This window comes from Blastococcus sp. SYSU DS0616 (assembly GCF_054051015.1).
The window spans coordinates 144,915-163,351 of sequence record NZ_JBJHAJ010000007.1; the positions used below are offsets into that span (position 1 = coordinate 144,915).

20 protein-coding genes are annotated in these 18,437 nt (G+C 74.8%); 9 read left to right on the top strand and 11 right to left on the bottom strand.

Going from position 1 to position 18,437, the window contains the following annotated elements; translation table 11 throughout:
* Positions 1-162 precede the first annotated feature (162 nt).
* On the top strand, positions 163-1,020 hold the full coding sequence (locus tag ACI79K_RS07620) for an SDR family oxidoreductase (RefSeq protein WP_456597911.1): 858 nt from the start codon (positions 163-165) through the stop codon (positions 1,018-1,020).
* A gap of 65 nt (positions 1,021-1,085) precedes the next feature.
* On the opposite strand, the gene mmuM is transcribed toward ACI79K_RS07620, so the two are convergent.
* Positions 1,086-1,982, bottom strand: coding sequence for a homocysteine S-methyltransferase (gene mmuM / locus ACI79K_RS07625; RefSeq protein ID WP_456599388.1), 897 nt, complete (start codon positions 1,980-1,982; stop codon positions 1,086-1,088).
* Between the two features lie 32 nt (positions 1,983-2,014).
* Between mmuM and yidD the strand changes: the two genes are divergently transcribed.
* From yidD to arfB, 3 genes are read left to right on the top strand one after another with little or no spacing between them, the layout of a single operon-like run.
* Positions 2,015-2,500, top strand: a complete 486-nt coding sequence (yidD, locus tag ACI79K_RS07630) for a membrane protein insertion efficiency factor YidD (protein ID WP_456591288.1) — start codon at positions 2,015-2,017, stop codon at positions 2,498-2,500.
* A 46-nt stretch (positions 2,501-2,546) separates the two neighbouring features.
* The gene (locus tag ACI79K_RS07635) at positions 2,547-3,569 is read left to right on the top strand and encodes a phosphotransferase (RefSeq protein WP_456599389.1); all 1,023 of its coding nucleotides are present in this window, start codon (positions 2,547-2,549) and stop codon (positions 3,567-3,569) included.
* A 22-nt stretch (positions 3,570-3,591) separates the two neighbouring features.
* Positions 3,592-4,032: an alternative ribosome rescue aminoacyl-tRNA hydrolase ArfB gene (gene arfB, locus ACI79K_RS07640; RefSeq protein WP_456597914.1), complete on the top strand. Its 441-nt coding sequence runs from the start codon at positions 3,592-3,594 to the stop codon at positions 4,030-4,032.
* A 40-nt stretch (positions 4,033-4,072) separates the two neighbouring features.
* On the opposite strand, the gene ACI79K_RS07645 is transcribed toward arfB, so the two are convergent.
* The 8 genes from ACI79K_RS07645 to ACI79K_RS07680 form a co-directional block, all read right to left on the bottom strand.
* Positions 4,073-4,354, bottom strand: a complete 282-nt coding sequence (locus ACI79K_RS07645; protein WP_456591285.1) for a DUF1905 domain-containing protein — start codon at positions 4,352-4,354, stop codon at positions 4,073-4,075.
* Positions 4,351-5,589, bottom strand: coding sequence for an RNA polymerase sigma factor (locus ACI79K_RS07650; RefSeq protein WP_456599390.1), 1,239 nt, complete (start codon positions 5,587-5,589; stop codon positions 4,351-4,353). Before ACI79K_RS07650 ends, ACI79K_RS07645 begins: the two co-directional genes overlap by 4 nt.
* A 5-nt stretch (positions 5,590-5,594) precedes the next feature.
* On the bottom strand, positions 5,595-5,945 hold the full coding sequence (locus tag ACI79K_RS07655; protein WP_456599391.1) for a YciI family protein: 351 nt from the start codon (positions 5,943-5,945) through the stop codon (positions 5,595-5,597).
* Positions 5,946-6,074: 129 nt separating this feature from the next.
* Entirely contained in the window at positions 6,075-6,974 is a 900-nt protein-coding gene (locus tag ACI79K_RS07660) for an alpha/beta hydrolase fold domain-containing protein (RefSeq protein ID WP_456599392.1), read from the bottom strand.
* 49 nt (positions 6,975-7,023) lie between these two features.
* Positions 7,024-7,686, bottom strand: a complete 663-nt coding sequence (locus ACI79K_RS07665; RefSeq protein ID WP_456599393.1) for an N-acetyltransferase — start codon at positions 7,684-7,686, stop codon at positions 7,024-7,026.
* A 121-nt stretch (positions 7,687-7,807) separates the two neighbouring features.
* On the bottom strand, positions 7,808-8,425 hold the full coding sequence (locus ACI79K_RS07670) for a hypothetical protein (RefSeq protein ID WP_456591280.1): 618 nt from the start codon (positions 8,423-8,425) through the stop codon (positions 7,808-7,810).
* 115 nt (positions 8,426-8,540) lie between these two features.
* The gene (locus ACI79K_RS07675) at positions 8,541-9,323 is read right to left on the bottom strand and encodes a DUF2382 domain-containing protein (RefSeq protein ID WP_456599394.1); all 783 of its coding nucleotides are present in this window, start codon (positions 9,321-9,323) and stop codon (positions 8,541-8,543) included.
* A 137-nt stretch (positions 9,324-9,460) separates the two neighbouring features.
* Complete coding sequence (locus ACI79K_RS07680) at positions 9,461-10,255, bottom strand: TetR/AcrR family transcriptional regulator (RefSeq protein WP_456599395.1); 795 nt, start codon at positions 10,253-10,255, stop codon at positions 9,461-9,463.
* 147 nt (positions 10,256-10,402) lie between these two features.
* Here ACI79K_RS07680 and ACI79K_RS07685 point away from each other — a divergent pair, with 147 nt between their 5' ends.
* From ACI79K_RS07685 to ACI79K_RS07695, 3 genes are read left to right on the top strand one after another with little or no spacing between them, the layout of a single operon-like run.
* The gene (locus ACI79K_RS07685; protein ID WP_456599396.1) at positions 10,403-13,006 is read left to right on the top strand and encodes a molybdopterin oxidoreductase family protein; all 2,604 of its coding nucleotides are present in this window, start codon (positions 10,403-10,405) and stop codon (positions 13,004-13,006) included.
* A gap of 1 nt (position 13,007) precedes the next feature.
* On the top strand, positions 13,008-15,536 hold the full coding sequence (gene nirB / locus ACI79K_RS07690) for a nitrite reductase large subunit NirB (protein WP_456599397.1): 2,529 nt from the start codon (positions 13,008-13,010) through the stop codon (positions 15,534-15,536).
* Positions 15,533-15,967 (top strand): Rieske (2Fe-2S) protein, encoded by a 435-nt coding sequence (locus ACI79K_RS07695; protein WP_456599398.1) that lies wholly within the window; start codon positions 15,533-15,535, stop codon positions 15,965-15,967. The genes nirB and ACI79K_RS07695 overlap by 4 nt, the downstream gene beginning before the upstream one ends.
* On the opposite strand, the gene ACI79K_RS07700 is transcribed toward ACI79K_RS07695, so the two are convergent.
* Positions 15,957-16,550: a helix-turn-helix domain-containing protein gene (locus tag ACI79K_RS07700; RefSeq protein ID WP_456599399.1), complete on the bottom strand. Its 594-nt coding sequence runs from the start codon at positions 16,548-16,550 to the stop codon at positions 15,957-15,959. The genes ACI79K_RS07695 and ACI79K_RS07700 overlap by 11 nt on opposite strands.
* Before the next feature lie 68 nt (positions 16,551-16,618).
* Between ACI79K_RS07700 and ACI79K_RS07705 the strand changes: the two genes are divergently transcribed.
* Both ACI79K_RS07705 and ACI79K_RS07710 read left to right on the top strand, forming a co-directional pair.
* On the top strand, positions 16,619-17,566 hold the full coding sequence (locus ACI79K_RS07705) for an NAD(P)/FAD-dependent oxidoreductase (protein WP_456599400.1): 948 nt from the start codon (positions 16,619-16,621) through the stop codon (positions 17,564-17,566).
* The gene (locus ACI79K_RS07710; protein WP_456591049.1) at positions 17,563-18,189 is read left to right on the top strand and encodes a class I SAM-dependent methyltransferase; all 627 of its coding nucleotides are present in this window, start codon (positions 17,563-17,565) and stop codon (positions 18,187-18,189) included. Before ACI79K_RS07705 ends, ACI79K_RS07710 begins: the two co-directional genes overlap by 4 nt.
* Here ACI79K_RS07710 and ACI79K_RS07715 read toward each other — a convergent pair.
* Positions 18,186-18,359 (bottom strand): hypothetical protein, encoded by a 174-nt coding sequence (locus ACI79K_RS07715; protein ID WP_456591048.1) that lies wholly within the window; start codon positions 18,357-18,359, stop codon positions 18,186-18,188. The genes ACI79K_RS07710 and ACI79K_RS07715 overlap by 4 nt on opposite strands.
* Between the last annotated feature and the right edge of the window lie 78 nt (positions 18,360-18,437).

Sequence of the window (18,437 nt, forward strand, 5' to 3'; positions counted from 1 at the left end):
TAGGAGGGGTGCACAACGACGTGCGCCTCTCCCACCGCCCGGGTCGTGTGCTGTGCAGCCGACACCCGCCGGTTCCGCGGGGTTCCGCCGGGGTAGCGCGCGGAGCAGGAGGTGCGGGCCGCAGGGGCCCGCGCCCGCTGCCAGTCGCTCCGGAGGACCGTCATGTCATCACCCCGTCCCGAGACCCAGCCCGCCCAGCAGCAGAGCGTTCCGGGCACGCTCGGGGAGATGGACCCGAAGCCGGACCACGGCGAGGAGAGCTACCACGGTTCCGGAAGGCTCACCGGCAAGGCCGCGGTCATCACCGGTGGGGACAGCGGCATCGGCCGCGCCGTCGCCATCGCCTTCGCCCGCGAGGGCGCCGACGTCCTGATCTCCTACCTCAACGAGCACGAGGACGCGCAGGACACCGCGAAGTACGTGGAGCAGGCCGGCCGGAAGTGCGTGCTCGTGCCCGGCGACATCTCCGACCGGGCGCACTGCAAGACGATCATCCCGAAGGCCGTCGAGGAGTTCGGCCGGGTCGACATCCTGGTCAACAACGCCGCCTTCCAGATGAGCCACGACTCGCTGGAGGAGATCTCCGACGAGGAGTGGGACTTCACCGTCGCCACGAACCTCTCGGCGATGTTCACCCTGACCAAGGACGCCATCCCGCACATGCAGCCGGGTGCCTCGATCATCAACTCGTCGTCGGTGAACTCGGACAACCCGAGCCCCAACCTCATCGCCTACGCCATGACCAAGGCCGGCATCGCGAACTTCACCGCCAGCCTCGCGCAGCTGTACGCAGAGAAGGGCATCCGGGCCAACAGCGTCGCCCCCGGCCCGGTCTGGACGCCGCTGATCCCCTCGACGATGCCCGAGGAGAAGGTCGACAGCTTCGGCCAGCAGGTGCCGCTGGGCCGCCCCGCGCAGCCGGCCGAGCTGGCGCCCGTCTACGTGATGCTGGCCAGCGACGAGGCCTCCTACGTCTCCGGCGCGCGGATCGCCGTCACCGGCGGCAAGCCCATCCTCTGAGAAAGGCCCCCGGTGCCCCCACCGCTCGTAGGCTCGCGGCGGGACCTTGCACCGGGGCCGCTCCGTCACGTCGTCGCGGCGGCGATCCGTTCGATGTCGGCCGGGCGGACGCGGCAGCAGCCGCCGACCAGCCGGGCGCCCGCGGCCTGCCACTCCGCGAGGGCATGCCCGGGGATCCCCGGCGTCCCGGTCCACGACCGGGACGCCGGGTCCCAGCTCTCACCGCTGTTCGGGTAGGCGACCAGTGGCTTGCCGGCCGGCGCCGCGGCGCGCAGGGCCGCTGGCAGCGCCGACGGCGCGGTGCAGTTGACGCCGACGGCGACCACCTCGTCGACGCTCGCGGCCATCGCGTACACGTCGGCCGCCCGCTCGCCGCGGCGGGTGCGGGCGACGCCATCGTCGTCCACCACGGTGGTCAGCGACAGCCACATCGGCACACCCAGCGCCTGCGCCTCCAGCAGCAGGGCCTCCACCTCGGCGGCGGCCGGCACCGTCTCGCAGGCCAGCACGTCCGCGCCCGCGTCGGCCAGCAGCGCCATCCGCGGCCGGTGGAACTCCCGCAGCCGCTCGACACCCACCTCGGAGACGTAACCGCCGGTGTACTCGGAGCCGTCGGCGAGCATCGCCCCGTACGGGCCGACCGAGCCGGCCACCCACCCCGGCCCCTGGCCCTCCCGGGCCAGCGCCACCGACGACGCGATCAGCCGGCGCGCCTCGGTCGCGCCCACGCCGGCGGCGGCGAATCCCGCCACGGTGGCCTGGTAGCTGGCCGTCGTGGCCACCTGGGCACCCGCGGCCGCGAACGCCGCGTGCGCGGCCACGATCGCCGCCGGGTCGTCGCGCAGCAGCCGCGCCGACCACAGCGCCGAGGAGACGTCGTGACCGCGCGCCTCCAGCTCGGTGGACAGGCCCCCGTCGAGGACGACGGGTCCGGCGGCGAGCGCATCGGCCAACGGAGGCATGCCGTCGATCATCCCGCGGTACAGGGCTGTCCATGGTGTTCATCTGGAGCAGCGGCTGGGGTCCTCGTCGGCGGCGTCCCCGGTACGGGGGCGGTTACCGCGGGCACTACGCGGGCCACTACCGCCGCGGGTACGGACCGCCGCCCGGCTACGGCTACGGCCGGCGCAACGACTCGTGCCTGCGCGATCTCCTGTTCCTCAACACCGGCTGCTGCCTGGCCAACGCCGTCGGGTGCGGCATGGACCTGCTGCTGGTCGCACCGCGTTCGCTGCCGGCGATCCGGGAGGGCCGGCAGGGCAGCGGCGCGGCGGCCCACCTGATCGCCGCCGTCCGCTACTACCAGCGGGAAATCAGCCCGAAGCGCCGGCCGTGCTGCCACTTCACCCCGACGTGCTCGGCCTACGCGATCGCGGCGCTCGAGACCCACGGCGCGCTGCGCGGCTCCTGGCTGACCCTCCGCCGCCTCGTGCGCTGCCGCCCCGGTGCGGCTGCCGGTGCCGATCCGGTGCCCGCCTGACCCCTCGCCGGGGTCAGCCCCAGGGGTGATCGCCTACGGTGCGGCGGTGACCCCCGGGGACGGCGCGACGGCGGGTTCCGCGACGTGGCGCGACGCCGCGTGGCGGGCCGCCGCCCTGGACTGGGCTGCGGCTCGGCTGGTACGCGCGGGGCTCGAGCCGGACGGCCCGCCGGAGCAGCCGCACGTGCGGGCCTGGTCCACGGCCTTCCGCATCCCGGTGCGGGGCGGGGACGCGGTGTGGCTGAAGGCGGTCGGGCCCGGGTCCGCCCAGGAGCCGGTGCTGGCCGAAGCGCTCGGGCGCTGGGCGCCGCAGTGGGTGCTGCCGCCGATCGCGGTGGATCGGGAACGACGGCTGGTGCTCCTGCCCGACGGCGGGCCGACGCTCCGCGGGACGGGCTCGACCGAGCCCGCCGCGTGGGCGGCGATGCTCGCCGACCACGGCCGCCTGCAGGTCGAGGTCGCGGAGCACGCCGAGGAGCTGGTGGGCCTGGGCGTGCCCGACCACCGGCCGGAACGCCTGCCCGAGCTGGTGGAGGACCTGCTGGCCGACGACGAGGCGCAGCGGCCCGGCCGCCCCGACGGCCTCGCCGCCGACGCCCGCGCCCGCGTGCTGGCCCGCCTCGGCGAGTACGCGGGCGCGTGCCGGGAGCTCGCCGACGGCGGCCTCCCGGCCACCGTGCAGCACGACGACCTGCACGACGGGAACGTGTTCGTCCGCGACGGCCGCCACCGCTTCTTCGACTGGGGCGACGCCTCGGTGGCCCACCCGTTCCTCGTCCTGCTGGTCGCCCTGCGGTTCGCCGGCCGCGTGCTCCGGTTGCCCGATGGCGACCCGGCGCTGCGCCGGCTGCGCGACGCCTACCTCGACCAGTGGCTCGACTTCGGCGCGGCCGAGGACCTGCGGCGGCAGTGCGATCTGGCGCTCCACGTCGCCCCGCTGCAGCGCGCGCTCACCTGGCGCCGGATCCTGCGCGGCGTGCACCCGGCCGAACGCGCCGAGTGGGCCGGCCAGGTGGCCGGCTGGACCGCCGAGCAGCTGGAGCGGGGACCGCTGCCGCCCGGTCGCTGACCCCGTCGGCCAGACTGGTGCGGTGCCCCTGACCGACGACCCCTCCGGTGACCTCGCCGTCACCGGGTCCCTCGTCGTGCCCGCGGCCGCCCTGTCGTGGCGGTTCTCCCGGTCATCGGGCCCCGGCGGACAGGGCGTGAACACCGCCGACTCGCGGGTGGAGCTCTCGGTCTCGCCCCTGGACCTCCCGGGCCTCAGCGACCACCAGCGGGCACGGCTGGCGTCACGGCTCGGGACCCGGCTGGTCGACGGCGTGCTGACGGTCGTCGCCAGCGAGCACCGGCAGCAGCTGCGCAACCGGCAGGCCGCCCGCGAGCGCCTGGCGGCCGTCCTGCGTGCCGCACTGGCCCCGCCGGCTCCGGCCCGGCGGCGCACCAAGCCCACCCGTGGCTCGAAGGAGCGGCGGATCGAGGCGAAGAAGCAGCGCGGCCAGCTGAAGAAGCAGCGCCGCAACTGGGACTGACGGTCGGACGTTCCCGCGGGAACGTCCCCGCACCGGCCGGTCAGCTCAGCCGCTGCTGCAGGTGCACCGTGACCTCCTCGCCCGCCTGGCTCTTGCCGATGGCCGAGCAGATCGCCGCGCGCAGGGGCAGCCAGTGCGGGCCGGTGCCCGACGGCATGAGGGTGGCCGCGAAGGCGTACCCGTCGGCGGTGCCGGTCACCTTCACCGCCCGACGGGTGCCCAGGAGCTCCGCGGAGTCCGGCACGACCAGGTACGTCGGGAAGGCGCCGTCCTTCTCGATGGGCGCGGTGAAGGTGAGGTCCAGCGTGGTGGAAGGGTTCATGCCTCCGTAGACCGGAGCGGAACCGGTAACTCATCGCGGCGCCGCAGCAGGTACGCCCGCTCGCGGTCGTTCCGGACCAGCCGGAGGGCGGCGTCGTAGGTGACCCGCGCGTCGGCGGTGCGGCCGAGGCGGCGCAGGAGCTCGGCGCGGACGGCGGGCAGGAGGTGGTCGTGGGGGAGCTCCAGCCGGTCCACCAGCGCCAGCCCGGCGGCCGGCCCCTCGACCTCGGCGACGACGACGGCGCGGTTCAGCGCGACGACCGGGCCCGGCGCGAACGCCAGCAACTGGTCGTACAGCGTCAGGACCTGCCGCCAGTCGGTGTCGGACGCCGTCGGCGCGTCGCTGTGGACGGCGGCGATCGCGGCCTGCAGCTGGTACGGGCCCGGGCGATCGCGCCGCAGGCACTGCCGCACCAGCGTCTGGCCCTCGCCGATCAGCTGCCGGTCCCACCGCGACCGGTCCTGCTCGGCCAGCGGCACGAGGTCGCCGTCGGCCGTGCTGCGGGCAGGTCGCCGCGACTCGGTGAGCAGCATCAGCGCCAGCAGGCCGGTGACCTCGGGCTCGTCCGGCATCAGCTCGGCCAGGAGGCGGCCGAGCCGGATCGCCTCCGCGCACAGGTCCGGGCGCACGAGCCGGTCCCCGGACGTGGCGGTGTGCCCCTCGGTGAAGACCAGGTGGACGACGGCGAGCACGGCCGGCAGCCGATCGGGCAGCTCCGCCTCCCGCGGCACCCGGTACGGGATCCGGGCCGTGCGGATCTTGGCCTTCGCGCGCACGAGGCGCTGGGCCATGGTGGCCTCGGGCACGAGGAACGCCGCCGCGATCTCGGTGGTGGTGAGGCCGCCGAGCAGCCGGAGGGTGAGCGCCACCCGGGCCGGTGTGGCCAGCGCCGGGTGGCAGCAGGTGAAGATCAGGCGCAGCCGGTCGTCGTGCACGGGTCCCTCCTCGACGGGCTCCGGGGCGCCGCCGAGCAGCGCGGCCTGCAAGTACCGGTCGGTGCGCACGGATTCCCGCCGCCAGCGGTCGATCGCCCGGCGGCGGGCGGTCGTGACGATCCAGCCGGCCGGGCTCGGCGGGATCCCCTCGACCGGCCACCGGGCGAGGGCGGTGAGGAAGGCCTCCTGGACCGCCTCCTCGGCGGCGTCGACGTCGCCGAGGAGGCGGATCAGGACGGCGACCGCCCGGCCGTGGTGCGCGCGGAACACCCGCTCGACCTCGGCGACGGCGTCGTCCACGGGCGTCAGAAGGTCTGCGCGACGGGCCGGACCTCGACCGGCAGGCCGCCGAGGACACGGGCCAGCTTGCCGGCCCAGCCGAGGGCCTGGTCCAGGTCGTCGGCCTCGATCACGTCGAACCCGCCGATGAACTCCTTGGCCTCGGCGTAGGGGCCGTCGGTGACGAGCACGTCGGCGCCCTCGGCGCGGACGACGGTCGACGCCTCCGGCTGGTGCAGCGCAGCGGCGAAGACCCAGGCGCCTGCCGCCTGCATCTCCGCGTTGAGCGCCGCCAGCTGCTCCATCACCGGCGCCAGCTCCTCCGGCGGGGGGACCTCGCCGACCGGCTGGATGATGCTCAGCAGGTACTGGGCCATGGTTGCCTCCTGGGGTTCGGCGCCGGTCCGGTGCCGGTCGCTCACCCCCTGTACGAGCGGGGACCGGCCGGATCGACACCTTCGCGCGGAAATCTCCGCACGGCCAGGACCGGCGCCGCGCCCGCCGCGTCAGCCGGCGAGGACGGCGGCCATCACCCGCCGGGCCCGTCGGCCCTCAGGCACCGGCAGCAGCGGGTGCACGTGCACCAGGCCCTCCTCCTCGTGGTGGTCGACCGGCACTCCGGCCGCGCGGGCGCGGTCGACCAGCAGCCGGGTGTCCGGGCTGGTGATGTCGCGGGTACCGCTGAAGACGGTCAGCGGACCGAGCCCGGCCAGCTCCCCGAACAGCGGGCTGACCAGCGGATCGGTGAGCGGGAGGTCGCCGCGCCAGAGCTCGATCGCCGCCCGGGTGCCGGGGCGGGCCAGCCAGGGGTCCTGCGGCTCGACGAGGTCGATCTCGGGGTTGGCCAGGGTCAGGTCCAGCGCGGGGGAGACGAGCACGGTCCGGTGCAGCGGTGGCACGCCTCGGTCGCGCAGGAGCTGGGCGGCGGACAGTGCGATCTGACCGCCGGCCGAATCGCCCACCGCGGTGACCTGCCCGGCGCCGTACCGGTCGACCAGCGCGCCGACGAGGTCGGCCACCTGGGGCACCACCGTCGCCGCCGTCCCCACCGGCGCCAGCGGGTAGACGGGCACGGTGATCGCGGCGCCGCTGCGGGCGGCGAGCCGGGCGACCAGGCGCCAGTGCAACGGGTGGATCTGGTTCACCCAGGCACCGCCGTGCACGTAGACGGCGGCACGGTCCGGCATCCGGGTGCGGGGGAGGACGCGGTAGACCGGCCAGCCGGTCGCGTGGCCGACGTCCACCGCGATCTCGACCGGGCCGAGCCCCCGTGGCGGTCCGTACGGCGCCGGGCGCAGCATGCGCTCCTGGACGCCGCGCAGCATGAGCTCCGGGCGCTCGAACTCCCGCCGGAAGCGGAGCAGGCGGAGCAGCGGGGGGAGCAGGCGGCTGGCAGGGCTGGGCACGGGGCCTCCGGGGTCGGCAGGTCGGGGGCGTCCGGGCTCCGGACGGCGGTCAGCTCAGCGAGAGCGGCTCGCGGACGAGGACCCACAACGGCAGCTCGTCGTCGGTGGTGCGGGTGGTCTCGGTGACCTGGAAGCCGAACCCGCGGAAGAACCGCACGTTCGCCCACCCGAACACCGCGGCCGCGGCGGGCGTCCGCTCGGCGTCGCAGCGCACCAGCACCGGCGCCAGCACGGCAGCGGCCAGGCCGCGCCGGCGGGCGGAGGGCCGGACACCGAGGTGCCGCAGCCGCCAGTGCGGCCGGTCGGGCAGCGCGGCGGTCACCAGGGCCTCGGTCTCGGCGACCACCCGGGCGCGGTCCCCGGAGAGGTAGGGGAGCTCACGCGCCAGGGCGGCGCGCACGTCGTCCGGCAGGGGCCGGGTGCCGGGCGCGCCGGCCGGCGGCTCCCAGACGGCGACGGCGTCGCGGTCCTCGGTGACCCAGGCGGTGCCGGCGGCGACGCCGCGGTGGGCGGCGTCGAGCTCGTGCAGCCGGGTGAGCCGCTGCATGCGGCCGTCGTCGGGCAGGGCCCAGCGGGTCCAGCGGGAGTCGGCCAGGGCGACGGTGAGGGTGGCGGCGATCGCCGGGACGTCGCGCTGCTCGGCCACCCGGACGTCGGGCCCCGGTTCGTCGGGGTCGTCGATCCGCCGGACGATCGGGCCAGAGGGCGTCACCCCCGAATCCCACCACGAGCCCGGCACGCGCACGGGGCCGCCCCGGTGGGACGGCCCCCGCTCGTGGCCCCCTGCAGGGTCCCGCCGCGAGCCTGCGAGTGGCGGGGGGCAGGGGGCCCTCTCAGAAGCCGGCGCGGTCGACCTTGCGGTGGTAGCGCTCGCCGAGCTTGCCGCCGAGGACGGCACCGACGAGGGTCAGCACCAGGACCGCGATCAGGGCGATGATGCCGCCGGTCGTGGCGGTGCCCTCGTCGATGGGGATGCGCGGCAGGTTCAGCTGCTGGAGCACGTTGTACTCGGAGCCGAAGAGCAATCCGGCCACGGCCAGCGCGAGGACGACGAGCAGGCCGATGACCCACACGGCGATGCCCTGGCGGGCCCCGTCGAAGCGCGCCATCCGGCCGGCGACGTAGCCGCCGGCCAGGTAGGCGAGGAAGAGGACGACCAGCAGGACGATGCCGCCGACGATGCCGATCGTGCTCGCCTGCTCGGTGGCCTCCTCGACCGACGGGACGCCCTCGGTGAGGCCGACGGCGACACCGGCGGCGCTGATCAGCGCGATCAGCAGGACGGCCAGCCCGTTGGCGGAGAGCCAGCCGAAGAAGGCAGCGCCCCACTTGATGCCGCCGTAGCGGGAGTGCTGGGCGTCCACGGCGTCACGGCCGGCACCCCGGGTGGGGTGCGCTCCGTCCGGGCGGATGCCGGCGTCGTCGCCGTGCGCGGAAGCTGGGGTGGACATGCAGGGGACTCCTCGGACGAGGGAACGGCGGGCGGGATCGCCGGCCGGTGGTGCGGGGTCCGGCGGCGACGGCGGGCTCGGGGCCGCGCCGACGCCGCCGGACTGCGGGCCGGGGTCAGCGGCGGGGGCCGTCGGTGTCCTCGACGTCCAGCTCCACCTGCTCCTTGCGGACCTCTCCGGTGACCGTCTCCTGCTCGGTGACGGTCTGGGTGTCCAGGCGCACGCGCTCGACCGGCACGGCCTCCTTCGCCACGACCGGGCGCTCGGCGTGCAGCACGACCTCGTGCTCCTCCTCGGAGATGGTCGGGCCGTCGAGGGCGTCGCCGACGTTGGCGTCGGTGATGGGCTCGCGCTCGACGCGGATCTCCTCGCGCGACACCGGCACGGTCTGCGAGACGTTCTCCGAGACGACGTACTTGCGCAGCCGGGCGGAACCGGCCTCCACCCGCTGGGTCCCGACGTGCAGCCGCTCCTCCGAGCGGGTCATCGCGTCGTCGGTCGTGGGCCCGGAGGTGTCGTGACCGACGGCCCCGCGGGCGGTGTCGGTGTCGGTGCCGGTGGTGTCGGCGCGGGTGGTGTCGGTCCCGGCGGTGGCCAGGCCGTAGTACCGGTACAGCTCGGTCTCCTCCGCGGGGGACAGGTGCCCGTCGGCGTCGACGTTCGGGGCGTTCTTCACCTTGTCCTTGGCGTAGGGCACGCGCAGCTCCGTGCCGGAGATGTCGGCGTCGGCCAAGGGCACGAAGGTCTCCTTGGTGCCGAACATCCCGGTGCGGACGGTGGCCCACTCCGGGCGGCCGGTCTCGTCGTCGAGGTAGACCTCGCCGACGGTGCCCAGCTCGCCGTCGGGGCCGACGGCGGTGCTGCCGATGACGTCGCTGAGCTGGTGCTCGGTGATCATGCGCGGAACTCCTGGGGGGACGAGGGGGAGGGATGCCCCGGCCCGCCGCATCTCGCGCAGACGGGGACAGCCCCTCCGGTGCCCGTGCATTTACGACGTAAACGCATCTCGCGGCGCGGCGCGCGGTGCCCCCGGGATCAGGTGCGCGGGTCCCCGCGGCGAGGGGCGCGCCCCTCGGTCAGCACGGTCTCCAGGCGACCGAGCAGGTTCTCCAGCGCCTCTTCGAACTCGGCAGCCGACTCGTCGAGCGACAGCAGGGGCTCGAGGCGGACGACGGTCGGGTAGGCGTCCAGGTCCGTGCCGGCCGCGGCGTCGGGCACCCCCTCGGGCTGGTCCTCCGGGCTGATCTTCACCCCCTGCTGGGACACCTCCAGGAGGAGGTGTCCCAGCAGGAAACTGGAGTACGCCCGGTACGCCGCGACCGCGGCGGCCTCGGTGAAGCCGCTGTCGATCAGGGCGTCGAGGAAGGACTCGACCCAGCGGAGGCTGCGCAGCGGCGGCCGGACCCACGGGGCGGCGGGGGGACGCGTGGCGACCAGGGGGAAGACCTCCGGGTGGGCCAGGGCGATCCGCCGGACCCCGTGCGCCAGCCGCTGCAGGTAGTCCTGCCAGCCGTGGGAGGCGCTCAGGTGCACGTCCGGGTCGCCGTAGAGCTCGTCCACGACCGACTCCACGACCCCGTCGAGCAGCTGCTCGCGGCCGGGCACGTAGCGGTACAGCGCCATGGCTTCCACGCCGAGGTGGGCCCCGAGCCGGCGCATGGTCAGCGCGGCGAGGCCGTTGGCGTCGATGAACTCGATGGCCGCGCCGAGGATGCGGCGCCGGTCGAGCCCGGCGCGGCCGGCGCCGGGTGGAGCGGCCGGCACCGCTGCGGCTGCTCCACCACGGCCTTCGGGGCTGTCGGGGTCGGCGGCCGGGTCCGGCTCGGTCATCGGTCTCTCCCTCGGTCGGTGAGATCTGCCGGTGATCATGCTGGGTGGCGGCCGCACAGCGCCGGGCACCCTGGTGTGAGGCCGACGGAACCCAGCGTTGACGCCGAGGTCCACGAAGGGAAACGCCCGCCCCCGAGGCTGGTTCCCGTGCCCGCCTCCGTGTCTCCCGCCGCCGCGATCGAGGGCATGCGCACCTCCCGTACGACGAACACGCACTGCCCCTACTGCTCCCTGCAGTGCGGCATGGCCGTCACTGCCGGCGACCGCCCGGCCACGCTGGTCCCGCTGGACTTCCCGACGAACCGCGGTGGTCTCTGCTCCAAGGGCTGGTCGTCGACCGAGCTGCTCGACCACCCCGAGCGGCTCACCCGCCCGCTGGTCCGCGCGGTGCCCGGCGACCGCACCAGCCCGCTGGTGGAGTCGAGCTGGGACGAGGCGCTGGAGCGGGTGGTCGCCGCGATCGAGCGCACCCAGGGCGAGCACGGGCGCGACGCCGTCGGCTGCTTCGGCGGGGGATCACTGACCAACGAGCAGGCCTACCAGTTCGGCAAGTTCGCCCGGATCGCGCTGCGCACCAGTGCGATCGACTACAACGGCCGGTTCTGCATGTCCTCGGCGGCGGGCGCGGCCAACCGCGCGTTCGGCATCGACCGCGGGCTGCCCTTCCCGCTGTCGGACATCGCCGAGGCCGACGTCGTCGTCCTCGTGGGCAGCAACCCGGCCGACACCATGCCGCCGGCCATGCAGTGGTTCGACGCCGGCCGCGAGCGGGGCGCGCAGCACGTCGTCGTCGACCCCCGGCGGACGGCCACCGCCCGGAACGCCGCCCTGCACCTGCAGCCCCTGCCCGGCACCGACCTGGCGCTGGCCAACGGGCTGCTGCACATCGCGATCGCCGAGGGGCTGGTCGACGAGGAGTACGTCGCCGCCCGCACCACCGGGTTCGAGGACGTGCGGGCCGGCGTCGGTGCGTACTGGCCCGATCGGGTGGAGCGGCTCACCGGCGTGCCCGTTCCCGACCAGCGGCGCACCGTCTTCGCCCTGGCCCGGGCGGAGAAGGCGATGATCCTCACCGCGCGAGGTGCCGAGCAGCACCGCAACGGCACCGACACCGCGCAGGCGTGGATCAACCTGGCCCTGGCCCTGGGCCTGCCGGGCCGGCCGGGCAGCGGCTGGGGCACCATCACCGGCCAGGGCAACGGGCAGGGCGGCCGCGAGCACGGGCAGAAGGCCGACCAGCTGCCCGGCTACCGCTCGCTCGCCGACCCCGCCGCCCGCGCGCACGTCGCCGCCGTCTGGGGCGTCGACCCCGACGACCTTCCGCAGCCGGGGAGGTCGGCGTTCGAGCTGCTCGACGCGCTCGGCAGCGACGGCGGCGTGCGCACCCTGCTGGTGCTGGCCAGCAACGTCGCGGTCAGCGCGCCCGACGCGCGCCGGGTCATCAGCCGGCTCGGCGACCTGGACTTCCTCGCCGTCAGCGACTTCTTCCTCTCCGAGACCGCGGAGCTGGCCGACGTCGTCCTGCCCAGCGCCATGTGGGCGGAGGAGGCCGGGACGATGACGAACGTCGAGGGCCGGGTCATCCGGCGCCGCCGGGCACTCGACCCGCCCGACGGCGTCCGCGACGACCTCCAGCTGCTCGCCGAGCTGGCCGGCCGCCTCGGGGTCGGCGAGAAGTTCAGCGGCGACCCGGAGACGGTGTTCGAGGAGCTGCGCCGCGCGAGCGCCGGGGGAGCGGCCGACTACGCGGGCATCAGCTACCGGCGCATCGACGAGGAGCGCGGCGTCTTCTGGCCCTGCCCCGCCCCGGAGCACCCCGGCACGCCACGGTTGTTCACCGAGCGGTTCGCCACCCCCGACGGCCGGGCCCGGTTCCTCCGGGTCGAGCACGCCGACGCCCACGAACTCCCCGACGCCGACCACCCCTACGTGCTCACCACCGGCCGGGTCCTGGCCCAGTACCAGTCGGGCACCCAGACCCGCCGCACGCGCAGCCTCCAGCTGGTCGCGCCGAGCCCGCGGGCGGAGCTGCACCCCGACCTCGCCCGCCGGCTCGGCATCGCGCAGGACGACGTCGTGGAGCTCACCACCCGCCGCGGCCGCGCACGGTTCCACGCCCAGGTCACCGACACGATCCGGCCGGACGTCGTCTTCGTGCCGTTCCACTGGGCCGGCGCGAACGCCCTCACCGACGCCGATGCGCTCGACCCGACGTCGAAGATGCCGCCCTTCAAGGTCTGCGCCGTCGCCGTCGCCCGCGTCGCCGGTCCCGAGGAGCAGATCCCGCCCCCGCCCGCGGCCACCCAGCCCCGACCGGCCGGCCACCGGCCCGCCCCCGCGCCCGTTCCGCACCCGCCGTCCCGCTCGACGACGTCCCGCTCCGCGACGATCAGGAGAACCCCCGTGAAGAGCACCCCCCGCTTCCTGCAAGGCGTCTTCCCGATCACCGGCGAGGGGCTGGCCAAGCCCGGCCCCGTCGACCCGGCGCTGCGCTACACCGTGCCCCCCGGATGCAGCGCCCAGACCCTGTACTTCCGCGGCGGGAACGCGACCACCGAGCTGGTCTACGTGCTGCTGGTGCGCGACGGCGAGCCGATGCGCTGGTTCCCGATCGGGGCGAAGGCCGACACCCACGTGCCGCTGCGCGTCGTCGAGGACCTGGTGGGCGGCTCCGTCGTCGAGCTGCACGCGGCGGCCCCCGAGGGCGTCACGGGCGAGATCGTGGTCGACCTGGGACTGGTGGAGGTCTGAGATGACGACGATCCTGGGCGCGCGCCTCACCGCCGCCACGACGCTGCACCTGGACGACGACCCCGATCCCCGCGGCCGGCTGGTCGTGGTGGGCAACGGCATGGCCGGTGCCCGCTTCGTCGAGGAGGTGCTCGAGCGCGGCGGCGGCGAGCAGTTCCGCATCACCGTCTTCGGCGACGAGCCGCACGGCAACTACAACCGGATCATGCTCTCGCCGGTGCTGGCCGGGGAGTCGCACGAGGACGACATCGTCCTCAACTCCCACGACTGGTACGCCGACAACGGCGTCGACCTGCGCGCCGGCGTCCGGGTCGAGCGGATCGACACCGCGGCCAAGCAGGTGCACGCCGCCGACGGCAGCGTCACGCCCTACGACCACCTGGTCCTGGCCACCGGCAGCTACTCCTTCATCCCTCCGATGGCCGGCGTGCGGACCGACGACGGCGCCCTGCTGCCCGGCGTGTACGGCTTCCGCACCATCGACGAGACCCGGGCCATGCTCGAGGCCACCGGCCGCTGCCGGCGCGCCGTGGTCATGGGCGGCGGGCTGCTCGGCCTGGAGGCGGCGCGGGCGCTCCAGGGCCACGGCCTGCAGGTCGAGCTCGTGCACGCCATGCCGTGGCTGATGAACGCCCAGCTCGACGCCGAGGCCGGCGCGATCCTCAAGAAGAGCGTCGAGTCCCTCGGCATCACCGTGCACCTCGACGTCCTGGCCACCGAGGTGCTCGGGAACGGGCACGTGGAGGGGGTGCTGCTGAAGGACGGCCGGCGGCTGGACTGCGACCTGCTCGTGGTCGCCGCGGGCGTGCGGCCGCACGCAGACATCGCGCTGCGCTCCGGGCTGGAGGTGGAGCGCGGCATCGTCGTCGACGACCAGCTGCGCACCGACGACCCCGATGTCTACGCCATCGGTGAGTGCGCCCAGCACCGCGGTGAGGTCTACGGTCTCGTCGCGCCGGCCTGGGAGCACGCGAAGGTGCTGGCCGACGTGCTCACCGGCACGGACCCCGGCGCCGAGTACCACGGCAGCCGGACCGCCACGAAGCTCAAGGTCGCCGGCGTCGACGTCGCCGTGATGGGGATCAGCACCCCCGAGCGGGACGACGACGAGTTCCTGGTCATCTCCGAGCCCAAGCGCGGCGTGCACCTGTCGGTGGTGATCCGCGACGACAAGCTGGTCGGCGCGACGCTGCTGGGTGACACCCGCAAGGTCGCCTTCCTCACCCAGGCGTTCGACCGGGGTGCCCCGCTGCCGGAGGAGCGGATCCGGTTGCTGGTCGACCTCTCCGACGGGGTGGAGGAGGTGGGCGTCGCCGACATGCCGCACGACAGCCAGGTGTGCAACTGCAACGGCGTCACCAAGGGCGACATCTGCGGTGCGGTCAGCGGTGGCTGCGGCAGCGTCGGCGAGGTCATGGACCGCACCCGCGCCGGCAAGGGCTGCGGCTCGTGCAAGTCGCTGGTGAAGCAGATCGTCGAGTGGGCCGCCGACGGCGACCTCGCCGAGGACCCCGCGGCGTCCTGGTACGTGCCGGGCGTCCCCATGCCCAAGCCCGAGCTGATGCGGGCCATCCGGGAGCACGACCTGCGGAGCGTGTCCGCGGTCTTCGCGACGCTCGCGCCCGGCGGGAAGGAGGACGCGAAGTCGAAGATGGGGCTCACCTCGCTGCTGAAGATGATCTGGGGCCACGACTTCGTCCCCGAGAAGGACGGCGAGTTCATCAACGACCGGGTGCACGCCAACATCCAGCGCGACGGCACCTTCTCGGTCGTCCCGCAGATGAAGGGCGGGGTCACCACACCTGCGCAGCTGCGCAAGATCGCCGACGTCGCCGAGAAGTACGAGGTGCCCATGGTCAAGGTGACCGGCGGCCAGCGGATCGACCTGCTCGGTGTCCGCAAGGAGGACCTGCCGGCGATGTGGGCCGACCTGGGCATGCCCAGCGGCTACGCGTACGGCAAGAGCTTCCGCACGGTCAAGACGTGCGTGGGCAGCGACTTCTGCCGCTTCGGGCTCGGCGACTCGACGCAACTGGGGATCGACCTGGAGACGCGATTCCAGGGCATCGAGAGCCCGGCGAAGATGAAGCTCGCCGTCGTCGGGTGCCCGCGGAACTGCGCCGAGGCCTACGTGAAGGACGTCGGGGTCGTGGCCATCGGCAACGGGAAGTGGGAGGTCTACGTCGGCGGCGCCGCCGGGGCCACCATCCGCAAGGGCGACCTGCTGGCCACGGTCGGCTCCCCGGAGGAGGTCATCACCCTGGCCGGGCGCTTCATGCAGTACTACCGGGAGAACGCCAACTGGCTCGAGCGGACCTACGACTTCGTGCCGAGGATCGGGCTGGAGAAGATCAAGGCCGTGCTGCTCGAGGACAGCGAGGGAATCGTCGCCGACCTCGACGCGAACATGCAGAAGTCGGTCGACGCCTACACCGATCCCTGGGGGCAGGACGGCAGGGAACCGGCCACGCCCGGGCAGTTCCGCCCGTCGCTCCCGCTGATCCCGCTGCCGAAGGTGCCGGTCCGATGAGCCTGAGCAGCCCCGCCGCCGCCCGGCTCGACCACACGCGCGAGCCGGCCCGCCCGACCACGCCCGGCACGGAAACCGGCAGCCCTGCCACGGGCGTCAGCACGCCCGGGCCGGCCGCGCCGATCCAGGGTCGCGAGCACGTGGTGGGCCGGGTGGCCGACATCCCGTTCGGCGAAGGCCGGGCGTTCGTCGCCGGCGGTGTGCAGGTGGCGGTCTTCCGGCTGCGCGACGGCTCGCTGCACGCCACCCAGGCGGCCTGCCCGCACGCCGGCGGACCGCTCGCCGACGGGCAGACCGACGTCGACGTGCTGGTCTGCCCGCTGCACCTGTTCGCCTACCGCTGGTACGACGGCGCCTCGACGTCGGGAGCCGCACCGATCCGCGTCCACCCCGTGCGCGAGCAGGACGGCAACGTGGTCGTCACCGTGTGAGCTCAGCGGACGCCGCAGGGCGGGCGCGGACGTGCATGCGTTCGCCCTGGGGGCCGAAGAGGGTGAGCGCCTCGGCCGGCTCGGGGAACGGGTTGGAGAAGGCGTGCGGTACGCGGGTGTCGAACTCGACGACCTCCCCGGGCTCCAGCACGAAGTCGCGGGGGCCGAGCCGCAGCCTGATGCGTCCGGAGAGCACGTAGAGCCACTCGTAGCCGTCGTGCACCTTCTGCTCGGTGTTGTCGGCGTGCCAGCGCGGCGGCATGACCTGCTTGTAGGCCTGCAGCCCACCGGTCTGCCGGGTCAACGGCACCATCGTCGCGCCCGCGTGCTGGATGGGGCGCCCGTGCACCCGCGGATCGGCCGGGGCCGGCACGTCCACCAGGGCGTCGAGGGCCACGCCGTACGCGCGCGCCAGGGGGAGCAGCAGCTCCAGGGTGGGCCGGCGGCCGCCCGACTCCAGCCGCGACAGCGTGCTCACCGAGATGCCGGTGTCCTCGGCGACCTCGGCCAGCGTCCGGCCGTGCTCGCTGCGCAGCGCGCGCAGCCGTGGGCCTACGTTCTGCAGCACGTCGTCGTCCGTCATGGCGTGCAGTTTGCCATCGCAGCAAGCTTCGTTGCCACAGGGACTCACTCCGGTCCAGAGTGGCGGGCATGGACGAGCGATACGACGTGGTGGTCATCGGAGGCGGCGCGGCAGGGCTGAGCGGAGCGCTCACCCTGGCCCGCGCCCGGCGCAGCGTGCTGGTCGTGGACGCGGGGGAGCCCCGTAACGCACCGGCCGGGCACGTGCACAACTACCTCGGCCGGGAGGGCACCCCGCCGGCCGAGCTGTACGCGGTCGGTCGCGGGGAGGTGGAGGGCTACGGCGGGGAGATCGTCTCCGGCCGCGTCGTCTCGGTCCGCCGCGAGGACGACCGGTTCGCCCTCGATCTGGAGGGCGGCGCGGGGGCGCGCGCCCGGCGGGTGCTGCTGGCCACCGGGCTGACCGACGACCTGCCGGAGATCCCCGGGGTGGCCGAGCGGTGGGGGAGCACGGTGCTGCACTGCCCCTACTGCCACGGCTGGGAGGTGCGCGACCGCGCGGTCGGCATCCTCAGCACCGGCCCCATGGGCGCCTACGCGGCGAACCTGTGGCGGCAGTGGACAGAAGACGTCACCCTCTTCGTGCACACCGGCGCGGAGCCGACGGACCAAGAGCTCGAGCGGCTGGCGGCCCGCGGCGTCCGGATCGTGCGGGGCGAGGTCGCTGGTCTGGAGGGGGCAGCGGACGTGCGGCTCGCCTCCGGGGAGGTCGTCGAGCGCGACGCCGTCGTCGTCGCGCCGCGCTTCGTCGCCAACGCCGAGCTGGTCGCCGACCTGGGGGCCGTGCCGGTGCCGATGGAGATGCACGGAACGGTGCTGGGCACCCACCTGCCCGCCGACCCGACCGGGCGCACCGACGTGCCCGGCGTGTGGGTGGCGGGCAACGCCGGCGACCTGAGCGCGCAGGTGATCGTCGCGGCGGCGCAGGGGCTGCGGGCCGGCGCGATGATCAACGCGGACCTGATCGAGGAGGACACCGCGGCTGCGGTGGCCGCGAAGCGGAGCGTGGCCGCATGAGCGCCGTCGACCGGGAGTCCTACGACGAGCTGTACCGCTCGGCGCCGGCGGTGTGGAGCGGTCGCCCCAACCGGCAGCTCGTGGTCGAGGCGGCCGGGCTGGCGCCCGGGACCGCGCTGGACGCCGGCAGCGGCGAGGGCGGCGACGCCCTCTGGCTCGCCGAGCGGGGCTGGCGGGTGACGGCGGTCGACTTCTCGCCCGTCGCGCTGGAGCGCGGCGGTAAGGCTGCCCGCGCCCGCGGCCTGGACGGCCGGATCGAGTGGCTGCACGCCGACCTGGACGGGTGGGCACCGCCGGAGCGCCGGTTCGACCTGGTGACGGCGCACTACCTGCACGCGAGCTGGACCGACCGGGAGGGCGTGTTCCGACGCCTCGCGGCCGCCGTCGCGCCGGGCGGCACCCTCCTGGTCGTCGGCCACCTCCATGGTCAGGGGTGGGGTCACGGGCACACCCACACGCACGACCCCGGCGTGCTCTACACGGCCGAGGACGTCGCGGCGGCGCTCGACCCGGTGGAGTGGGCGGACGTCGTCACCGAGACCCGGGACCGGGACCCCGGGGCGGCGGAGCGGACCGGCAACCCCGTTCCGGACACGGTGCTCGTCGCGCGACGGCGAGGCTAGTGCGCTCCCGGTGCCCGTCCGCGGGATGCCGCTCCAGCCGCCGCCACCGCTGCCGGCTGCCGCCGCCGGCGCAGGTCGCCCCCCGCCCGGCGGTGACGCGCCTCCTCGGCCAGCTGGCGCGCGGCGATCAGCGCGGCGCTCTCCGGTCGCTGGTCGTGCTTCCCGGGCATCGCGGCCTCCCTTCCGTCCCTCTGCCCTGTAGACGCGTCAGAGGAGTGGAACGGACCACCGGATCCGGTAACGAATCG